Genomic DNA, 13,249 nt, shown 5'->3' on the forward strand with positions numbered 1-13,249 from the left:
CGCGATCACAGCGGTTTGCGGTCGGGGTCGTCCCACAGCACCGCGAGATGCCGGCCGATGTGGTGCTCAGGGGCGCCCGAGCCGAGCGCGGCGGCCTGCCGGCGGAAGCGGGTGATACGGGGCAGCAGATCCGCGAAGCCACCGGCGAACAGCTCGCTGAGCACCTGCCGGAACTCCGTCGTCGACTCGCTGGTGCGATGCCACACCACCACCGGATAGCCGGTGCGCAGTGCCGTCCTGAACTCCAGACAGCCGTGCGGACGGCCCTCCTCGGGCGGTTCACTCAGGACGGCGGCGACATGCTCCTCGTCCAGCAGGCCGGCCACCACCCGGCGCGGATCCTGGGGGCCGGTGTTCGGGATGCTCATGTAGACGGAGCCGGTCTGCGGCTCCTGCCGCAACTTCTGCCAGCGCAGCCGCCACCAGCCGTGCCAGCGCTGATCCAGCAGCCGGTCCAGACTGCGGATCACCACCGCCGGATAGGTCATGCCGAGGGGCAGATGCGGATCCTCGGCGGCGTCCAGGGGCCAGGACTCGACGGGCAGGTTGATCAGTTCCAGCGGCAGCACGAACTCCAGCCGCAGGTGCCCCGGACGGTCCCCCTCGGCCCGCTCCACCTCGGAGATCACCTCGCTGACCGTGCGCTGGAGCTCGGCGAAGGGGATCACCGCGCCGTCCCGCCGTCCCTCGAAGTCGGGCCCCCGGGCGTCGGAGTGGAACCAGTACGACACCGTGTAGTGGCCCTCGTCTAGGGGCGCCGGCATGATCCGGATGGCCAGGTGCTCGTCATGGACGGGCGGCTGCCGCTCTGCCTCCCGGCCGTAGCGTCTGCGGTCGAGGGTCTGCGCCAGCTCCCAGTGCACGGCGCGCCGCCGGTTGATCGCGCGGATCTCCTGGCGGTGCGGGGCGTCCATCCAGGCCGAGACCTCATCCAGGTACGCCATCCAGGGCGGCACCTGGCCCGGTGCCGTGTTCTGGCCCACCAGGTAGAGGAAGTCCGACCAGGGGGTGGTGCAGTGGTCGGGCGGGGTGCGTAATCGGGACAGTGTCGCCCGCGCCAGCAGACGGCGGCGCTCGTCGTCGGGCAGCCGGAGCGCGGCCAGGCAGTCCCCCAACAGGGCCCAGGATGTGGTGAATTCGGGTGGCAGCGTGCGCGCGGCCCGCCACTCGTCGCAGAGCCGGGCCATCAGTAGGGACTCCGCGGAACCGGGGTCCAGCAGGTCCAGGACCGCGGCTAGACAGGCCAGGCCGTCCGGGGCGGGGCCGCCGGGGGTGTCCTTCATGCAGAACAGCAGCAGGGCGACGTACTGCTTGCGCGGGATGGAGTGGCGGGGGAGCCGGCCGTTGCCGCCGAGCCGGTCGAGAACCAGGGCCAGGAACTGGTCTCGGTCCTCGGTCGAACGCAGACCGTCGCAGTCCACCAGGACGTCCACGGCGGCGCGCCGTATCCGGTCCTCGATCTCCTCGCGCAAAGGAGGCCCCCCTCCGACGCCCCGCCCGGGGGCGCGCTTCCTCGCCCTGTGCGACGACTCGCTCGTACCGCCAGTGACACAAGATTAGGGGTCACCGCCGCTGACGGAAGGGGATCGGCGAACAGGGCGGGGGAGGGCTAGGGAAGCTCCACCCGGGACTCGTGCTCGACGAATTCCCGGGGCCGTTCGTGGGCGGTCAGGGTGTGCAGGCGGGCCTGGGTCAGGGGCTCGTGGAGTTCGGCGTACTCGCCGTGCGGGAGGCGTTTGACGATGCCTGTTTCGCGGCCGTGTTCGATCAGTTCCCGGTCCCTCAGCTGCAGGCCCAGGCAGATGCGGCGGGTGAGGGCGAAGACCGCCACCGGGAGGACGAAGACCGCGATCCGGATGACCCAGGTCACCGTGTTGATGGACAGGTGGAGTTGGGTCGCCACGATGTCGTTGCCGCCGCCCGCCAGGAGGATCAGGTAGACGCTGATCCAGGCCGCGCCGAGGCCGGTGCGGACCGGGTGGTTGCGCGGGCGGTCGAGGAGGTGGTGCTCGTGCCGGTCGCCCGTGACCCAGGACTCCAGGAACGGATAGACCCCGATCAGGATCAGCAGCAGCGGGAAGACGAGGATCGGGATCAGGACGCCGAGGACCAGGGTGTGTCCCCACAGGTTGATCTCCCAGCCCGGCATCACGCGCACCAGGCCCTCCGCGAAGCCCAGGTACCAGTCGGGCTGGGCGCCGGTGGAGACCTGGTCGGCGCGGAACGGGCCGTACGCCCAGACCGGGTTGACCGTGGCGATCGCGGCGAGGAGGGTGAGGGCGCCGAAGACCAGGAAGAAGAAGCCGCCCGCCTTGGCCAGGTACACCGGCATGAACGGGGCGCCGACGACGTTGCGTTCGGTCCGTCCGGGGCCCGCGAACTGGGTGTGCTTGTGGTGGACGACCAGCACGACGTGCGCCACGATCAGGGCCGCCATGATGCCGGGGATCACCAGGATGTGCAGCGCGTAGAAGCGCGCCACGATGTCGTCACCGGGGAACTCCCCGCCGAACAGGAACATCGACAGGTACGTCCCCACGATCGGCACCGCCAGCAGGGCGCCGTTGACGAACCTCAGCCCGGTGCCGGAGAGCAGGTCGTCGGGCAGCGAGTAGCCGAACAGGCCCTCGAACATGCCGAGGAAGAGCAGCAGCCACCCGAAGAGCCAGTTCACCTCGCGGGGTTTGCGGTACGAGCCGGTGAAGAAGTGCCGCATCATGTGCGTGAGCATCCCGGCCACGAAGACCAGCGCCGCCCAGTGGTGCACCTGCCGGATGAGCAGTCCGCCGCGCACCTCGAAGCTGATGTCGAGGGTGGAGGCGTACGCCTCCGACATGCGCACGCCGTTGAGCGGGACGTAACTGCCCTGGTAGGTCACCTCGTTCATGGACGGGTGGAAGAAGAAGGTGAGCCAGACGCCGGTCAGGATCAGCACCGCGAAGCTGTACAGGCAGATCTCGCCGAGCAGGAACGACCAGTGGTCGGGGAAAACCTTGCGCAGGTACGTGCGGCCGAGCGCGTGGCTGCCGAGGCGGCCGTCGAACCAGTCGGCGACGCGTTCGCCGCGGGACGCCTGCTTCATGCCCCCTCCTCCGCTTCGCCCCGCTCGACGTGTGCGAGCTTGTCGGGGTTGCTGACGATGTAGACGCCCGAGATCCGGTCGCCCTCCGGGGTGAGGTCCATGACCATCACGGCGAACGGCGAGTCACCCTCGAACAGCACCGCCGCGTCGTCGCCGTTGACCCGCCGGTAGCGCACCTCCAGGGCGCTCACGTCCGGCCGTGCCCCGTGCCCGGTGAGCAGCCGGACCACCTTGTCCCGGCCGTGCACCGGGCGCAGTCCCGACGGTTTGCGGTTGCCGCCGCCGTCCGACCACACCGTGACGTCCGGCGCGAGGATCTCCATCAGGGCGGCGATGTCCCCGCCGAGCGCGGCCCGCACGAACCGCTCCGTCGCCTCCCTGCGCACCCGTGGATGCGCCTGGTAGAGCGGCCGCCGCGCGTGCACATGGGCGCGGGCGCGCCGGGCCAGCTGCCGTACCGCCGCCGGGGTGCGGTCGAGGATGTCCGCGATCTCGGTGTGCGGGTAGCCGAACACCTCGTTCAGCACGAACACCGCGCGCTCCAGCGGGGACAGCGACTCCAGCACCACCAGCAGCGCCAGGGACACGGACTCGGTGCGCAGCGCCGGGTCGTCCGCGCCGTCGTCGGACGCGACCAGCGGCTCGGGCAGCCATGGGCCGACGTAGGTCTCCTGGCGGCGGCTGATCGCGGCGCGCCGGCGCAGGGCGTGGTTGACGGCGACGCGGACGAGGTACGCCCGCGGATTGTCGACCCCGGCAAGCGGGTCGCCGCCGCCCCGGGCGGTCCAGGACAGCCAGGTCTCCTGAAGGACGTCCTCGGTGTCGGCGACGCTGCCCAGGACGTTGTAGACGACGCCGAACAGCAGCTCGCGATGGTCGACGAAGACGCCGGTCGCCTGGTCCAACCGGTCGTCGGTGTCGGGAAGGGGTGCCTCGGACATGACGGTGGCCTCCGCTGCGGTGCGCTCACCCCTGGGAGGCCATGAGGGGGTCCGTTTGTGACACCCGAGCGGGGTAATGTGACCCAGCTCTCACGCCGCGCCATGGCAGACGATCCCGAGCGCGTGCCGACGGCCCGGGCGGACGGTGCTCACCCGTGCGGTGTACTGCACCCCACCAGGTACCGTTGCACACCACATCTGACCTGGCCGTATTTACGGGTAAGTACCCGCGCGGTACCGTGAAGTCATGCCAGCTCTCAACGTGGAGTTCAGCGACCGCGAACTTGAGGATCTGCGGCAGATCGCCAAGGAGCGGGGTACGTCGATGAAGGCGCTCGTACGGGAGGCCGCGACGGCCGACATCGCCCGGCACCGGGCACTCCAGGAGGGTGCGGAGGCCTTCCGCCGGTTCTTCTCCGCGCACGCCGACGAGTTCGCCGCCGCATTCCCGGAGGACGAACCACCCGCCAAGGGCGAGGGGCGGGCCGCCTGAGCGATGGCAGCCGTCATCCACATCGACGTGCCCTGGCTGCTCCAGCGGCACGAGGAGGTCCTGCCGGACCAGCCCGTCATCAACGACTTCTCCGCGCTGGTCGCCGCCGTGGCCCGGCACCGTGTCGACCCGCCGCGGCTCGGCGTGGACTCCGACCCGGCCTGGCGGGCGGCCGCGCTGCTGCACACCCTGGCCCTGCTCAAGCCGCTGCCCTCGGCCAACGCCCGGTTCGCCTGCGCCACGGCCGTGGCCTACATGTTCGTCAGCGGCGTCGGCATCGATCCGCCGTACGGCGCGTTGGTGGACCTCGCCCGGGATCTGATCGACGGCAGGGTGGATGTGTTCGGCGCCGCCGACCGGCTGCGGTCCTGGCAGATCTGAGGTTCAGGGGCCGCCGGCCGGGCCCGTCCCCCTCGGGGCCGCCGACCCAGGGCGGGAGGATCGAGGTCGGCGGCCCCTGCGCACAGGAGCCGCTGTCCTGCGCGGGGCCTTCCTACGGGCCGCTCCCAGTTCACCGCGCGTTCGTGCGCGCCGGGAGCGTGCGTGGCGCTCCGGCGCGGGTGCGTGATTCACACGGGGTGCGGGGCAAAGCCGAAAGCCGGTGCGGGTGACGGGAGTTGCCACTGTTTCTGACTTTCTTTCAACGGTGCGGATGTTGCCCGAGTGCCTTGTTGGGCGTGAGTGGGTTGTGCGAGGGTTAAGTGCCCGTGCGGGGGGTTAAAAGCCGGGTCGCATTCGTACCGATGGGGGATCGGGACCGGATGAGAAGTGGTGAATTCACGCTCCCCGCGCTGTTCTCCGCGCGTGGGAAGGAATCCGCTCAGTGCCCACCCCCCACCCCCCTCGCCCCCCTTACCCCCCGCCCGCCGGCGCCCCCGAGGAATCGGACGACGGTCTCGCCGCCCGCCTCAGAGGCAGACCGGACGGCGAGACCTCCCCCGCGGTCGCCCTGCTGATGGCGCGCCACTGGCGCACGGCCCAGGAATACGCGGTGATCTGCCTGGCCTCCCGCGCGGAGGCCGCCGCGATGGTCACCTCCGCCGCCTTCCACCAGCTCCTCGACCGGCTGGCGCGCGGCGAACCGGGCACGGCTTTGCGGCCCCGGCTGCTGGTCGCCGTACGGGACACGGTCCGGCTGTGGGCCGCCGAGGAACGGATATCGGCCGTTCTGCCGGACCTCGGGAAACCGGCCGGCGGTCGCGGTATACGGACCGCGAAGTCGATGACCGCGGAAAATCGGAAGTTGGCCGGACGTTCATTCCACGCCCTTCCGGGACCGGCCCGGTGTCTGCTGTGGCACACCGAGGTGGAGGCGGAGGCGATAACCGTGCCCGCGGGACTGCTGGGCATGGATACCGACACCGCGTCGGTCGCACTCGAACAGGCGCGTGAAAAATTCCGGGAAGGCTGTGTCCTCGCGCATCGGGAACTCGCCCCGACGAAAGACTGCCGCTTCTACAACCGTCTGCTCGACGTCCCCATGCGGCGCGGCGGAGCCCTGCTGCCGGACGTCCAGCAGCATCTCGCCCAGTGCCGATACTGCCGTTCCGCGGCCGAACAACTGAGCCATTTCGAGGGCGCTTTGGGCACCCTGCTCGCCGAATCCGTGCTCGGCTGGGGCGCCCGCCGCTATCTGGACTCCCGCCCGGGCCGCACCCGGCCGAGCCCCCGTCCCCGCGGTCCCGCCCGGCACGGCGGCGGACGCCGGCGCCTGCTGCCCAGGGTCCCCCCGCAACTGCGCGGGGCGGCGGACGGACCGCGTCCGTCCCGGGCGCTGCTCACCGGCGTGGGGATCGCCTCCGCCGGGCTGCTCGCGTCCGTCCTCGCCGCCAGTGTCTGGTCCGACGACGACGGCTCCGCTCCGCCCGGCTCCGCGGCAGACGGCGGCACCGGCACCCAGGCCCCGCCCACCGTCTCCACCGCACCCCCGGGCACCGCCCGACTCCCCGTCCCGCCACGGCGGACCGGTCTGCGCAACGCCGCCGCCGACCTGTGCCTGGACATCCGCGACACGCCGAAGCCCGGCGCCGGCACCGAGCTGGCGGCCTGCTCGGCGGCGGACACCCAGCAGTGGTCGTACGAGGAGGACGGGCTGCTGCGCAGCGCGGCGCAGCCCGGCCTGTGCCTGGACTCGAAGGTGGACGCCGGGGTCGTCGTCCTCGGGCGGTGCGCCGACGAGGACGACGACCGGGCCGACGACGTGCGCTACGACCTGACCGTGCAGGGCGAGTTGCTGCCCCGCTGGGACGAACGGCTCGCCCTCACCTCCACCAACGGCACGGCGGGCGCCGACATCGTCGTCAAGGTCCGGGACGGCACCGATACCCAGCGCTGGCTCGCCGATCCGGGCCGGTCGGCGCCCGCGGACCCGCTGTCGGTCGCCGCGCCTCCGGCTAGGGCTGACTGACCACGTCCCGGGGGGGGCTCCCCCGACAGGAACCCGGTCACGTTCTGCACGGCGGCCAGGGCGATCCGCACCAGGGTCTCCCGGGTGACGCCCCCGGCGTGCGGGGAGAGCACCACGTTCGGGGCGCGCAGCAACCGCAGCGCCGGAGTGGGTGGTTCGGGCTCGAAGACATCGATGCCCGCCCCGGCCAGGGTGCCCTTCTCCAGGGCGTCGGCGAGGGCGTCCTGGTCGATCAGGGCGCCCCGCGCGGTGTTCACCACGAACGCCGTCGGCTTCATCAGCGCCAGCCGCGAGGCGTCCAGGAGATGCCGGGTGCCCTCGGTGAGCGGAGCGTGCAGGGAGACGTAGTCCGAGGTGCGCAGCAAATCCTCCAGCGGGAGATGGCGGGCGCCGCCGAGCCGGGCCTCCGTGCCGGGGTCGGCCCGGGTGCGTCCGGCGTAGACGACGGTCATGTCGAAGGCCACCGCGCGGCGGGCGACTTCGCGGCCGATCCCGCCGAGGCCCACGATGCCGAGCGTCTTGCCGGACAGTTCGGTCAGGGAGCCCTGGAGGCGGGGGAGGGCCCAGTCGGCTTCGGTGAGCGCGGTGTGGGCGGGGATCAGCTGTTTGGCGAGGGCGAGCATCAGGGCGAAGGTCTGCTCGGCGACGTTCTGTGCCTCCGCGCCGCTGGAGCCGATGGTGCACACCCGCACGCCCCGCTCCCGGGCGGCGGCCAGATCGACGTAGTCGAAGCCATGGCTCGCGCACTGAACGAGCTGCAACTCCGGTGCGGCGGCAAGGTGTTCGGCGGTCACCGGGGCAAGGCCGGTGATGATCGCATGGGCCGCGCGCAGGGCGTCCGGGTCCTCGCCCGTGCTCTCCACGACGGTGACGTTCGCCTCGGCGGGGAAGAGCGTGGCGAGCCCCGCCCCGGTCCTGCGGCCCCCGACGTGCGCGGAGATGACGGCGAGGACGTTGCGCGGGGCGGTCATGCGGACTCCTCGACGAGGTCGGCCGGGCTCAGGGAGGCCGGGCCCGCGTGTCCCGACAGCGCGAGGGTGAGGTCGAGTTCGGCGAGCAGACAGCGGATGACGTGCTCGACGCCGGCCTGTCCGTCCAGGCCCAGCCCGTACACGTACGGCCGGCCGACCAGTACCGCCCGCGCGCCGAGGGCGAGCGCCTTGACGATGTCGTCGCCGGTGCGGATCCCGCTGTCGAAGAGGACGGTGAGCCGGTCGCCGACCGCCGCCACCACCCCGGGCAGCGCGTCGGCCGCCGCGACGGAACCGGCCACCTGCCGGCCGCCGTGGTTGGAGACGACGACCCCGTCCATCCCGGCGTCGGCCGCCGCTCGCGCGTCGTCGGGGTGCAGGACGCCCTTCAGGACGACCGGGCCGTCCCAGTGCTCCCGCAGGAACGCCAGGTCCGGCCAGGTCTTGCCGGGGTCGGCGAACATGCCCACGAAGTGCATCACGGCGGCGTTCGGGTCCTCGTGCACCGGCTTGGCCAGGCCCGCCAGGAAGGCCGGGTCGGTGAAGTAGTTGGCGGTGCCCACCCCGTGCAGGAACGGCAGGTACGCCTGGTCCAGGTCGCGAGGCCGCCACGCCAGCAGCGGGGTGTCCAGGGTGACGACGAGGGCGGTGTACCCGGCCGCCTTCGCCCGGTCCAGGAAACTCCGGGCCACCTCGGGGTCCTTGGGCCAGTACAGCTGGAACCAGCGCTCGGCGTCCCCCATCGCCTCGGCGACCTGTTCCAGGGGCGTGCTGGAGGCCGAGGACAGGATGTACGGCACGCCCTGCGCTGCGGCGGCCCGGGCGGCGGCCGGCTCGGCGTCCGGATGCATGATCGACAGCACGCCGACCGGGGCCAGCGCGAGCGGCGCGGGCAGGGCGCGGCCCAGCACCTCGACGGACAGGTCCCGTTCGTGCACGTCCCGCAGCATGCGCGGCACGATCCGGCGGCGCTCCAGGGCGGCCCGGTTGGCGCGGGCGGTACTGCCGTCCCCGGCGCTGCCCGCGACGTAACCGACCGGACCCGGGCCGAGGCGCTGCTCGGTCAGCTCCTCCAGCCGGGTCAGATCGGTGGGCAGCCGGGGTACGGCACCGGTCATGCCGTTGAGATAGATCTCGTACTGGAAGTCCGCCCAGTGCTTGGCCATGTCGTCCATCCCGCCTCTCGTCGCTGAGAACGCGCAGTACGCAGACCATACCGACCAGTAGGGAGGCGTGACCGGTCAGGCTCCCCACGCGGACTGCGCCGGGATTACGGCGAGTTGGCGGGGGCGCCGTGACGGTTCATCCATCTGTCGTTACGTCAGTGGATGAATCCTCCACGGCTTCGAGGGGCCGTTTCGATGTCAGGAAGTGATCGAGCGAGGGCAGAATCGGAATGTTTCAGGCCTATTGCAGAGCGCGGGGTATTCGGCCAGTTGGCTGCTTCGGGCGATCAAGATCCGGCCGTTGCAAGGGTTGGAACGTTCGAATTCCGTTACTTCACGCCACTGATTCAATACGCAAGGTTACTGAAACACATGGGGTCGATGTGTGTTCCGGCGGCGGACTCGGCAGACTCGCGGTCGCCGGTTCCGGTCCGATCGGGCGGGCTCCGGCACACCCCCGAATCGAGCGGAAGGATGCACACAATGCGGAACACCGCGCGCTGGACAGCAACCCTCGGCCTGACGGCGGCAGCCGTCTGCGGCCCTCTCGCCGGAGCCGCCCCCGCGGCCCCCGGCAATGCGACCGGCTCGCTCTACGCCCCCTCCGCGCTCGTGCTCACCGTGGCCCACGGCGAGAGCGCGGCGCTCACCGCCCCGGAGCGCGCCGTGACCCTCGTCTGCACGCCCGCGCCCTCCGGCACGCACCCGGCGGCCGGCCGGGCCTGCGCCGAACTGCGCGCGGCCCAAGGAGACTTCGACGCGCTCGCGAGCGACGACGACATCATGTGCACCAGGGAGTACGACCCCGTCGTCGTCACCGTCGACGGTGTCTGGCGCGGAGAGCGCGTCTCCTACGAGCGCACCTTCTCCAACGAGTGCGTGAAGAGCTCCCTCGGAGCGAGCGTCTTCGCGTTCTGAGGGACCGGGATCGCATGGCCGGCGTGATCATGTGCAGCGGCCCGTGACTGGGGAGTGCGAGTCCTGTCACAGTGGCCTGCGATCTCGTATCGGGGGCCGGCCGGGCGGAGTGGGGCCGCCCGGCCGGCACCTCGTGTGTTCAGCTCTTGACGGGGGTGAGCACCACGAAGTCCGCGCCCGCCGGGTCGACGCACACCGCGAGCCGGCCCACGCCCTCGGCGTCCTCGGGGCCCATCTGCACACTGCCGCCGTTCCCGGTGACCCGGGCGACCGCGGCGTCGCAGTCCTCGACGTCGAAGACCGGGTGCCAGTACGGCTTCCCGCCCGCCAGGGCGAGGGCCTCCTGCGGCAGGCCCATGATGCCGCCCTGCATCCGCTCCTCGGGCAGGTCCGCCGGGGTGATCAGGGAGTACGTGCCCCCGCCGCCCGGCAGTTCCATGTCGCTGTACCACCAGCCGAAGACATCGCCGTAGAACTTCTTCGCGCCCTCGGGGTCGCTCGTGTACAGCTCGGTCCACGACAGCGCGCCCGGGGCGTCCACCAGCTCCACACCGCCGTCCGTGCCGGGCTGCCAGATGGCGAACTGGCCGCCGAGCGGGTCGCTGAGCTGTGCCATCCGGCCCCACTCGCCGAGGTCCCGGGGTGCCACCCGGACCGTGCCGCCCGCCTTCTCGACCGCCTGGGTGGTGGCGTCCGCGTCGGCGACGTTGTAGTAGATCATCCAGGCCGAGCGGGCGCCCTCCTCGGTGAGCTTGCCCAGGCCGGCGACGACCTTGCCGTCCTTGCGGAACATGCCGCCTTCCATCTCCTCGGCGCCTTCCGTCTCCTCGCCGCCCTGCATGGCCTCGTAGTCCCAGCCGAGCACGCTGCCGTAGAAGGCCGCGGCGGCCCGCACGTCAGGGGCGCCGAGGTCGAGGAAGCACGGCACGCCGTGGACGGGGTCCGTGGTGATCATGAGGATTCCCTTCGCAGGTCCGTTCCCGTCAGCCTGGCACCGGCCCGTCGGCCGCGCACGGCGGACGGGTGGCCAGGCTGACGGGTGCCTTACGAAGGGATGGACCCCGCGCGCCCGCAGAACTCATCGGCGGGCGGGAAAGTCAGGCCTTCTTGCGGTGACTGGTGTCGCACCAGGGATAGCGCCGGCTGCGCCGGCAGGTGCACAGGGCGACCCGGAAGCGGTCGGAGACGACGGTGCTGCCGTCCTCCAGCTCGATCTCCACGGGCCCTTCCAGCATCAGCGGACCCGCGCGCTGGACCTTCACCCGGCGGGGCGGCTCAGACGGTGCGTTCGGCACGGACGACCACCAGCTCTTCCTTCTCGTCGGCGGCGGACAGCAGCCCTCGCTGCCGCAGCCACTCCTCACGGGCACGCATCACCGGCCCGAACGGGATCCGGCACCGCCGGGACACGGCGGCCTTCAGCCCGGCCGCCCGCAGCCACTCCACGGTCCGGTCGGGACCGCTGAGCGAGGAGTGCACCAGCAGCAGGACCCCGCCGGGCCGCAGCAGCTCGGGCCCCTCCCGGCAGATGCGGTCCAGGACGAGCCGGCCGTCGTGGCCCGCGTCCCAGGCCCGGGCGCTGCCGCGCGGCTCGGTGTCCGCGGCGGGCGTCGGCATGTACGGCGGATTGGCCAGGATGAGGTCGTACGACCGTCCGCGCACGGGCTCGAAGAGGTCGCCGTGCAGGAACCGCACCGGAAGGCGGGTCCGCCAGGCGTTCAGCCGTGCCGTGCACACCGCCCGCCGCGACACGTCCACGGCGGTCACGCGCGCGCCGCGCCGTGCCGCCTTCAGGGCCAGTGCGCCGGAGCCGGTTCCCACTTCGAGGACCTCGGCGCCGGTCGGCAGCGGTTCGTCGGCCAGGGCACCGGCCAGCAGCTCGGTGTCCTCCTGTGGGGCGTAGACGCCCGGTAGCACCAGAAAATTCACAGCGCTCGAGTACCCCGACATTCAGGAAATAAGGGAGGTTTCAGAAGTTTGCGGGCGCCCTTCGGCGTCCAGGGGCTCGCGCAGCGCCGACCGGCCGGCCCGCCAGTGGGTGAGCAGGCGTTCGCCGAGCCGGTCCTCCAGATAGCCGGTGACGTCGATGCCGAAGGCGATGTCCGGCGCCAGATGCGGCTCGTCGGTCAGCAGGCCGTCGATGACCTCGTGCCGGACGACCTGCTCGTGCACCGCGTCCGCCTCGACGTGCTCGTCGTAGAAGTGCTCGGCGGCGGGTCCGGCGCCCGTGCGGCGCATCGCCTCGGCCAGCCGCCGGGAGCCGGGCGAGGAGGTGATCTCCACGGCGGCGAAGTGGCCGACGAGCGCGCCCCGGAGCCTTCGGTGCAGACCGAACAGGGACATCATGTTGACCGTGGCCAGCGTCTCGGCGTCCGCCGCGTCCAGGTAGTGGCCGTACGTCGTGTCCAGGCCGAGGTCGGTCATCAGGTCGGCGAAGAGACGGGCGTGCACCCGCTCGGGGCGTCCACCGCCGAACTCGTCGAACTCCACCGCCGCCATGGCCGCCTTGGCCCGGCCCGACAGCCGGGGCAGCACCCAGGCGTGCGGGTCGGCCTCCTTGAGGTGGTACAGCGAGCGCAGTGCCGCGTATTCGCGCAGCTGCCACAGCTCGCCCTCGTCGCGCAGGAAGTGGGAGACGCCCGTGCCGTCGACCGGCTCGACCAGCAGGTCGTCGATCGCGTCCGGTACGCCGTCGTGGGCGGGGGTGTCCGCGCGCAGGGCGGCCTCGAAGCGCTGCTCCAGCGCCGCGCGGGTCCGCAGCAGGTCGGGGTCCCATTCACGGTCGGCGGACAGGCCGGCGAAACCGCGGTAGTGCAGCTCGTAGCAGACGTACAGGGCGAGCTGGAGATCGTCGCCGTAGACGTCGGCGCTCGCCAGGTCGTCCTCGCCGGGCAGGGGGCCCGTCCCCCGCAGATACCGGATCACCGCTGCGGAGACCGGGCCGCGGGCAGCGGGCAGACGTGGTGTGTCGTGCTGGTGTGGCATGTGGGCCCGGGTACCCGCGTGGGGCGCGGCCATCCGTGCCAGAACCATTACGGCGTGGCGCGCCCCGCGCGGAGCGGTCCCTCAGCCGCCCTCGGATTCCTCCTGGGCCCGGGTGCTGGGGGTGATGGCGTCGGCGGCCTCACCCTCACGGCGGTGCCGGCGCGCCGGATCACCGGCGTCGCCGGGGCGCTGCTGCGCCTCGGACATCTCGCGCAGGACCTCGTCCAGCGCCGTCTCGGACTCCTCCGGAGAGTCGTGCCGGTTGTCGCTCACGGGATTCTCCTCT

13 protein-coding genes and 1 pseudogene are annotated in these 13,249 nt (G+C 71.9%); 4 read left to right on the forward strand and 10 right to left on the reverse strand.

Going from position 1 to position 13,249, the window contains the following annotated elements:
- Positions 1 to 5: 5 nt before the first annotated feature.
- The 3 genes from ACFYW5_RS13435 to sigJ form a co-directional block, all read right to left on the reverse strand.
- Positions 6 to 1,472 carry a hypothetical protein gene (locus ACFYW5_RS13435; RefSeq protein ID WP_389417099.1) on the reverse strand — a complete coding sequence of 489 codons (1,467 nt, stop codon included), beginning with the start codon at positions 1,470 to 1,472 and terminating at the stop codon, positions 6 to 8.
- A 137-nt stretch (positions 1,473 to 1,609) separates the two neighbouring features.
- Entirely contained in the window at positions 1,610 to 3,082 is a 1,473-nt protein-coding gene (locus tag ACFYW5_RS13440) for a cytochrome bc complex cytochrome b subunit (protein ID WP_389417100.1), read from the reverse strand.
- Positions 3,079 to 4,023: an RNA polymerase sigma factor SigJ gene (sigJ, locus tag ACFYW5_RS13445; RefSeq protein ID WP_389417101.1), complete on the reverse strand. Its 945-nt coding sequence runs from the start codon at positions 4,021 to 4,023 to the stop codon at positions 3,079 to 3,081. Before sigJ ends, ACFYW5_RS13440 begins: the two co-directional genes overlap by 4 nt.
- Before the next feature lie 247 nt (positions 4,024 to 4,270).
- On the opposite strand from sigJ, the gene ACFYW5_RS13450 reads away from it, so the two are divergent.
- The 3 genes from ACFYW5_RS13450 to ACFYW5_RS13460 all read left to right on the forward strand — a co-directional run bounded on the left by ACFYW5_RS13450 (position 4,271) and on the right by ACFYW5_RS13460 (position 6,923).
- Entirely contained in the window at positions 4,271 to 4,516 is a 246-nt protein-coding gene (locus ACFYW5_RS13450; RefSeq protein WP_389417102.1) for a hypothetical protein, read from the forward strand.
- A gap of 3 nt (positions 4,517 to 4,519) precedes the next feature.
- Entirely contained in the window at positions 4,520 to 4,897 is a 378-nt protein-coding gene (locus ACFYW5_RS13455; RefSeq protein WP_389417103.1) for a toxin Doc, read from the forward strand.
- 442 nt (positions 4,898 to 5,339) lie between these two features.
- A complete protein-coding gene (locus ACFYW5_RS13460; RefSeq protein WP_389417104.1) occupies positions 5,340 to 6,923 on the forward strand; it encodes an RICIN domain-containing protein in 1,584 nt (527 codons plus the stop codon).
- A gap of 68 nt (positions 6,924 to 6,991) precedes the next feature.
- Here the strand turns inward: ACFYW5_RS13460 and ACFYW5_RS13465 are convergent.
- Both ACFYW5_RS13465 and ACFYW5_RS13470 read right to left on the reverse strand, forming a co-directional pair.
- A pseudogene (locus ACFYW5_RS13465) lies at positions 6,992 to 7,894 on the reverse strand (2-hydroxyacid dehydrogenase); the annotation flags it as partial.
- Positions 7,891 to 9,060, reverse strand: coding sequence for a lactate 2-monooxygenase (locus ACFYW5_RS13470; RefSeq protein WP_389417105.1), 1,170 nt, complete (start codon positions 9,058 to 9,060; stop codon positions 7,891 to 7,893). The gene ACFYW5_RS13470 and the pseudogene ACFYW5_RS13465, both read right to left, overlap by 4 nt.
- A gap of 483 nt (positions 9,061 to 9,543) precedes the next feature.
- Here ACFYW5_RS13470 and ACFYW5_RS13475 point away from each other — a divergent pair, with 483 nt between their 5' ends.
- The gene (locus tag ACFYW5_RS13475; protein WP_389417106.1) at positions 9,544 to 9,978 is read left to right on the forward strand and encodes a protease inhibitor; all 435 of its coding nucleotides are present in this window, start codon (positions 9,544 to 9,546) and stop codon (positions 9,976 to 9,978) included.
- A gap of 139 nt (positions 9,979 to 10,117) precedes the next feature.
- On the opposite strand, the gene ACFYW5_RS13480 is transcribed toward ACFYW5_RS13475, so the two are convergent.
- The 5 genes from ACFYW5_RS13480 to ACFYW5_RS13500 all read right to left on the reverse strand — a co-directional run bounded on the left by ACFYW5_RS13480 (position 10,118) and on the right by ACFYW5_RS13500 (position 13,236).
- Positions 10,118 to 10,933 carry a VOC family protein gene (locus tag ACFYW5_RS13480; RefSeq protein ID WP_389417107.1) on the reverse strand — a complete coding sequence of 272 codons (816 nt, stop codon included), beginning with the start codon at positions 10,931 to 10,933 and terminating at the stop codon, positions 10,118 to 10,120.
- A gap of 142 nt (positions 10,934 to 11,075) precedes the next feature.
- Entirely contained in the window at positions 11,076 to 11,273 is a 198-nt protein-coding gene (locus ACFYW5_RS13485; RefSeq protein WP_389417108.1) for a CDGSH iron-sulfur domain-containing protein, read from the reverse strand.
- Positions 11,254 to 11,928: a HemK2/MTQ2 family protein methyltransferase gene (locus tag ACFYW5_RS13490; protein WP_389417109.1), complete on the reverse strand. Its 675-nt coding sequence runs from the start codon at positions 11,926 to 11,928 to the stop codon at positions 11,254 to 11,256. Before ACFYW5_RS13490 ends, ACFYW5_RS13485 begins: the two co-directional genes overlap by 20 nt.
- Positions 11,929 to 12,963: an iron-containing redox enzyme family protein gene (locus ACFYW5_RS13495; RefSeq protein WP_389417110.1), complete on the reverse strand. Its 1,035-nt coding sequence runs from the start codon at positions 12,961 to 12,963 to the stop codon at positions 11,929 to 11,931.
- A gap of 81 nt (positions 12,964 to 13,044) precedes the next feature.
- Positions 13,045 to 13,236 carry a hypothetical protein gene (locus tag ACFYW5_RS13500; RefSeq protein ID WP_389417111.1) on the reverse strand — a complete coding sequence of 64 codons (192 nt, stop codon included), beginning with the start codon at positions 13,234 to 13,236 and terminating at the stop codon, positions 13,045 to 13,047.
- Between the last annotated feature and the right edge of the window lie 13 nt (positions 13,237 to 13,249).

The organism is Streptomyces sp. NPDC002779, from assembly GCF_042888685.1.
In the GTDB taxonomy this organism is placed as follows: Bacteria; Actinomycetota; Actinomycetes; order Streptomycetales; family Streptomycetaceae; genus Streptomyces.

Coding starts and splice junctions, on each gene's coding strand:
- ACFYW5_RS13440 (WP_389417100.1), bottom strand. CDS start 3,082: ATGAAGCAGGCGTCCCGCGGCGAACGCGTCGCCGACTGGTTCGACGGC.
- ACFYW5_RS13455 (WP_389417103.1), top strand. CDS start 4,520: ATGGCAGCCGTCATCCACATCGACGTGCCCTGGCTGCTCCAGCGGCAC.
- ACFYW5_RS13480 (WP_389417107.1), bottom strand. CDS start 10,933: ATGATCACCACGGACCCCGTCCACGGCGTGCCGTGCTTCCTCGACCTC.
- ACFYW5_RS13490 (WP_389417109.1), bottom strand. CDS start 11,928: ATGTCGGGGTACTCGAGCGCTGTGAATTTTCTGGTGCTACCGGGCGTC.
- ACFYW5_RS13475 (WP_389417106.1), top strand. CDS start 9,544: ATGCGGAACACCGCGCGCTGGACAGCAACCCTCGGCCTGACGGCGGCA.
- ACFYW5_RS13450 (WP_389417102.1), top strand. CDS start 4,271: ATGCCAGCTCTCAACGTGGAGTTCAGCGACCGCGAACTTGAGGATCTG.
- ACFYW5_RS13495 (WP_389417110.1), bottom strand. CDS start 12,963: ATGCCACACCAGCACGACACACCACGTCTGCCCGCTGCCCGCGGCCCG.
- ACFYW5_RS13470 (WP_389417105.1), bottom strand. CDS start 9,060: ATGGCCAAGCACTGGGCGGACTTCCAGTACGAGATCTATCTCAACGGC.
- sigJ (WP_389417101.1), bottom strand. CDS start 4,023: ATGTCCGAGGCACCCCTTCCCGACACCGACGACCGGTTGGACCAGGCG.